Here is a 5,073-nt window from a genome sequence, read left to right as displayed (position 1 = left end):
TGGCCTTCATCGGCGACCCGCGGCCGGCGCCGGGCCCGGCAGAGCCGGGACTGCAGGCCGACTGGCACTCGCCGGCGCCGGACACCCCCGGCGACGGGACGCTGATCGCCGTCACGGAGCAGACGGGCGCCGCCACTCCCTTGCCGCGCCCCTCAGGCGGGGCGGCCGACGAACCCGGCCCGGGGCAGGGCACGGCCGTCGCGAAGGCGCCCGGCTGCGACCCGGCGCCGCGCCCCGTCACGGTACGCCCGCTCGACCCCCACGCCGTCCGGGCCGTGAACCGCCAGTGGCGGCGCGTCGAGCGCTGGCTCAGGGCCAACGCCCCCAGGACGTACGAGAAGCTGAAAGGGCCGGGCCGGGCCCGCACGATCGCCGTCGCCGAGTCCCAGATGGGCCTGGACTTCCCCGACGACCTGCGGGCCTCCCTGCTGCGGCACGACGGCGCGCCCTGGCCGGGGCCGCCGGGCGGGACGAGCCTGGGCGTCCGCCAGATCCGGGACGCCTGGCGCCACCTCTGCGCGTCCGAGGGACACCCGTGGTGGACCGGCCGGATGATCCCGTTCAGCGTCCACCAGGGGCGCGCGGGCACGGAGTACGCGGCGGTCGACCCCGTGAGCGGCGCCGTCACCGTGGACGGCGCGCTCACGGCGCAGGACTACCGCGCCCGGCTGCGGGAGATCGCCGACGCCCTGGAACGGGGACGGCAGATCGACGGCCGGGCGCCCGAGGTCAGGCGGGGCGTGCTGCGATGGGTCCGGGCCGGGTGACGCCTACTTCTTGGGCGGCACCGGCTTGCCGCCCGGCAGCAGGGTGGGCGGCGGGAAGCGCAGCTTGCGGATCTGCAGGGAGCGCATCGCGGCGTAGAAGCCCACCCCGCGCACCGGCTCGTTCGGCAGCTTCGCCGCCACCTCGCGCTTGACCTTCCACGAGACGTAGACGGAGGTGAAGACCACGCCCACCATCATCACCGGCCAGCCGATCGTCATGACCACGGTGAGCACCTGGGCGCGGATGGCGGGAGGCCACGGCACCCAGGTCGTCAGCAGGATCAGTAGCGAGAACGGCAGGAAGTACTGGCTCGGCAGGCGCCGCGAGTCGACCCAGTCGCGCGCGAACTTGCGCGCCGGGCCCTTGTCGCGCGCGGGCAGGTAGCGCTCGTCGCCGGCGAGCATGCCCCGGCGGGCGCGATCACGCTCGGCGGCCTGCTTGGCCCGCATCTGCCGATAGGCCTCTTTGCGGTCCTTCGGCGCGCTGACCGGCTGGCGCCGTCTGCTCTCGGCGTCCCGGCGCTTGGGAGTGGGGCGACCCTTGCCCTGGGGCTTAGGATCGTCTACATGGACGGGGGTGTCGTCCACAGATGATGGGGAACGGCGTCGCAACACGTCCTCAACCCTACCTGGACTGCAACTTAGTGACGCCCTCGTGCGTTATGCGTAGGGTAATCCCAAGGCGGCTGCGCTGCACTGGGTGATCACAGCACGACCGAAGAAGGGGACGGCCGACGCGCATGAGCGTGATGAAGAGACTTTCGATGATCTTCAAGTCCAAGGCCAACAAGGCCTTGGACAAGATGGAAGATCCACGCGAGACCCTCGACTACTCCTATCAGCGGCAGCTGGAGTTGCTGCAGAAGGTGCGTCGCGGGGTGGCGGACGTCGCCACTTCTCGCAAGCGTGTGGAGCTGCAGATCAACGGCCTGGAGCAGCAGAGCAAGCGGCTTGAGGAGCAGGGCCGCAAGGCGCTGTCCGTCGGGCGTGAGGACCTGGCCAGGGAGGCGCTGCAGCGCCGCTCCAACCTGCAGGCGCAGATCGGCGACCTCCGGGTCCAGCACGACAACCTGCAGGCCGAGGAGGAGAAGCTGACGACGGCCTCGCAGCGGCTGCAGGCCAAGGTCGACTCCTTCCGCACCAAGAAGGAGACCATCAAGGCGACCTACACCGCCGCCGAGGCGCAGACGCGCATCAACGAGGCCTTCTCCGGCATCTCCGAGGAGATGGGCGACGTCGGCCTGGCGATCCAGCGCGCCGAGGACAAGACGGCCCAGATGCAGGCGCGGGCCGGCGCCATCGACGAGCTGCTCGCCAGCGGCGCGCTCGACGACTACAGCGGCAGCCGCGGCGACGACATCCAGGCCGAGCTCGACCGCATGGGCGGCGGCATGGACGTCGAGCTGGAGCTGGCCAGGATGAAGGCCGAGCTCGGCCAGGGCTCCGCGCCGCAGTCCGCCATCGAGCAGGGCCAGCAGCAGCCTCAGCAGCAGCAGCCTCAGCAGGCCCAGCAGCAGCAGCCTCCGCAGCAGCAGACGCAGCAGCTGCGCCAGCCGGGGGAGGGCGCATGATCGTCAGAATCATGGGCGAGGGCCAGGTCGAGATCTCGCCGGAGGACATCCCGGTGCTCAACGAGCTCGACAGCGAGCTCGAGGCCGCCATCGACGCGGGCGACGAGAAGGCGTTCCGGGTCAAGCTGCACGCGCTGCTCGACAAGGTACGCCACGTCGGCAAGACCCTGCCGGACGACTCCCTGGAGCCTTCCGAGCTGATCCTTCCCCCCGCGGACGCCTCTATCGAGGAGGTCCGGGAGATGCTGGGAGACCAGGGACTGATCCCGGGCTGAGCCGTGAGGACCAGGTTCGCGCCCGACAGCGGTCTCACCCGCCGCATGGTGGCGACGATGTTCCTGCTCGGCCTGCTCTACGTGGTCTTCGTCGGGGTCCTGATCTCGCTCGGGGCGCAGGCGGTGACCGTGCTGGTGATCGCGGGGGCCCTGCTGTTCGCGCAGTACTTCCTGTCCGACCGCATCGCGCTGTTCGCGATGCACGGCCGGGAGGTGTCGCCGCAGGAGGCCCCCGAGCTCCACGGCATGATCGACCGGCTGTGCGCGATGGCCGACATGCCGAAGCCCAAGGTGGCGATCGCGCAGTCCGACGTCCCCAACGCGTTCGCCACCGGGCGCAACCGCAAGAAGGCCGTCGTCTGCGTGACGACCGGCATCCTGCGCCGGCTGGAGCCGCGCGAGCTCGAAGGGGTGCTGGCCCACGAGCTGTCGCACGTCGCGCACCGCGACGTGGCGGTGATGACGATCGCGTCCTTCCTGGGCATCGTGGCCGGGCTGATGACCCGGTTCGCCCTCTACACCGGGCTCGGCAACCGGCGCGGCAACGGCCAGGGGGGCCTGCCCATCGGGCTGATCATCATGCTCGTCTCGATCGTGGTGTACGCGATCAGCTTCCTGCTGACCCGGGCCCTGTCGCGCTACCGCGAGCTGTCGGCCGACCGGGCAGGTGCGCTTCTCACCCAGCAGCCCTCGGCCCTGTCGAGCGCGCTGGTCAAGATATCCGGGGACATGGCCAGGATCCCCACCCGCGACCTGCGCGAGGCCGAACCGTTCAACGCGTTCTACTTCGCGCCCGCTCTGGCCAAGGGGGAGACGCTGGCCAACCTGTTCTCCACGCACCCGCCGCTGGAGCGACGGCTGGAACAGCTCGCGAAGATCTCCAACCAACTCGGAAGGGGCTGAGCGCATGGGTTGGCTCGACGCCATCCTGGGCCGGTCGAAGCCGGTCAAACCCAATCTCGATGCGCTGTTCGCGCTGCCGTCGGCGGCCGTGACGTTGCAGGCGGCGACCGGGCTCACGCCGAACGGCACCGGCTCGGTGTCGTTCCGCGCGGCCGAGGGAGGCGCGTTCGCCACGCTGGAACGCGACGTCAAGGAGCTGCTCGGCGGCCGGGTCGAGGAGTTCACGGACAGCTACGGCTACACCTGGCTGCTGGTGCGCCGCGCGCCGGACGAGGTCGGCGACCTGGTCACCGAGCTGCACGCGGTCAACTCCTCGCTGGAGGGCGCCGGGTTCGGCCCGTCGCTGCTGTGCTCGCTGGTGTCGTTCTCCGACGCCGACGGCCGCCGGCTGGCCGTGGTCTACCTCTACAAGCGCGGCACGTTCTACCCCTTCGCCCCGCTGTCGGGCCAGCGCCGCGACAACGCCCTGGAGCTGCAGGCGCGCGGCGTGCTGGCGGGCGAGCTGCCGCTGGAGGAGGACCTCTCCCGCTGGTTCCCGGTCTGGGGGGCTCCCGGGCTCTGACCCGCTTTGTGCCGGTTTCACCCATAGTGATGTAATAATCACGTGGAGCGAAGGTTGTGCGTGCTGGCCGCGTCCGCGTTCATCGGGGCCGCCGTACTGTCCAGCGCGTGGGTCACCGGCCAGCTGGCCACGCCGAGAGTCGACAGGGCTCACGGCTACCTCGGCGAGCTGGCGGCCCGCGACCAGCCGTGGACCCGCCTGTTCCGGACCGGCGACGTGCTCACGGGGCTGGCCTGCCTGGCCGGGGTGGCCCTGGCCCCCCGGGTGCGCGAGGAGTGGCCGGGCTGGCTCGCCCTGGGCGCGGCCGGTCTGCTCACCGCGCTGGCCGGCCTGTTCCCGATGGACTGCGCCATGATCAGCGATCTGACCTGCGCTCCCACCTCGCTCGCGCACCGGGCGCACGTCGCCGCCGCCGCGCTGGCCGCGCTCGCCGTGCCGGTCGCCATGGTGGTGCTGAGCGCCCGCTGGCGCGCTCCGGTGGCCTGGCTGCTCACCGCGCTCACCGCCGTCGCCGGCGCGCTCACCGTGGCCGCGTCCGTCACCGGGCGGTTCGCCGGGCTCACGCAGCGAGGGCTGGCCGCCCTGGTCGCGCTCTGGCTCGTGTACGTGGCCGTCCGGCTGCTCGTGTCGGAGGTGACCGTCCCGCTGCCCGGCCCCCTGCACGTCGTCCGGCAGGGCTCGGGCCCGGCCGTGCTGATCGCCTGCGGCCCCGGCGGCGCGTGGTGCCACTGGGACGCGGTCGCCGCCGAACTGGCGCGTGACCGCCTGGTCATCCGGTTCGACCGTCCGGGGCTCGGGCTGAGTCCCGCGTCGCCCGTACCGCCGACCCTGCGCGGCGAGGCGGCGCGGCTGGCCGCGCTCGCGCCCGCGCATCCCGAGCAGGTGACGGTGGTCGCGCACGCGGCGGCGGCCTGGCACGCCGAGGCGTTCGCCCGGCTGCACCCGCTGCGGGTGGCCGGGCTCGTGCTCGTGGACCCGCCCTGCCTGCCCCCGCC

At 72.2% G+C, this 5,073-nt stretch carries 7 protein-coding genes; 6 read left to right on the top strand and 1 reads right to left on the bottom strand.

Annotated elements, in window-relative coordinates; all coding sequences use genetic code 11:
• A partial coding sequence (locus tag OUY22_RS35625) for an SMI1/KNR4 family protein (protein WP_333486865.1) occupies positions 1 to 767 on the top strand: 767 nt, incomplete at its 5' end.
• A 3-nt stretch (positions 768 to 770) separates the two neighbouring features.
• Here OUY22_RS35625 and OUY22_RS35620 read toward each other — a convergent pair.
• The gene (locus OUY22_RS35620; RefSeq protein WP_270159725.1) at positions 771 to 1,355 is read right to left on the bottom strand and encodes a DUF3043 domain-containing protein; all 585 of its coding nucleotides are present in this window, start codon (positions 1,353 to 1,355) and stop codon (positions 771 to 773) included.
• A 152-nt stretch (positions 1,356 to 1,507) separates the two neighbouring features.
• Between OUY22_RS35620 and OUY22_RS35615 the strand changes: the two genes are divergently transcribed.
• The 5 genes from OUY22_RS35615 to OUY22_RS35595 form a co-directional block, all read left to right on the top strand.
• A complete protein-coding gene (locus OUY22_RS35615; RefSeq protein ID WP_270159724.1) occupies positions 1,508 to 2,338 on the top strand; it encodes a PspA/IM30 family protein in 831 nt (276 codons plus the stop codon).
• Positions 2,335 to 2,613, top strand: a complete 279-nt coding sequence (gene pspAA, locus OUY22_RS35610) for a PspA-associated protein PspAA (protein ID WP_270159723.1) — start codon at positions 2,335 to 2,337, stop codon at positions 2,611 to 2,613. Before OUY22_RS35615 ends, pspAA begins: the two co-directional genes overlap by 4 nt.
• A gap of 3 nt (positions 2,614 to 2,616) precedes the next feature.
• Positions 2,617 to 3,516 (top strand): zinc metalloprotease HtpX, encoded by a 900-nt coding sequence (gene htpX / locus OUY22_RS35605; RefSeq protein WP_270159722.1) that lies wholly within the window; start codon positions 2,617 to 2,619, stop codon positions 3,514 to 3,516.
• A gap of 4 nt (positions 3,517 to 3,520) precedes the next feature.
• Positions 3,521 to 4,078, top strand: a complete 558-nt coding sequence (pspAB, locus tag OUY22_RS35600) for a PspA-associated protein PspAB (protein WP_270159721.1) — start codon at positions 3,521 to 3,523, stop codon at positions 4,076 to 4,078.
• A 42-nt stretch (positions 4,079 to 4,120) separates the two neighbouring features.
• Positions 4,121 to 5,073, top strand: a 953-nt coding sequence (locus OUY22_RS35595) for a DUF998 domain-containing protein (RefSeq protein ID WP_270159720.1), incomplete at its 3' end; no start/stop codon positions are given.

Source organism: Nonomuraea corallina (assembly GCF_027620315.1).
Lineage (GTDB): Bacteria > Actinomycetota > Actinomycetes > Streptosporangiales > Streptosporangiaceae > Nonomuraea > Nonomuraea corallina.
The sequence above is the reverse complement of the archived record's forward strand: the minus strand, read 5'-3'. Positions and strand labels throughout refer to the sequence as shown.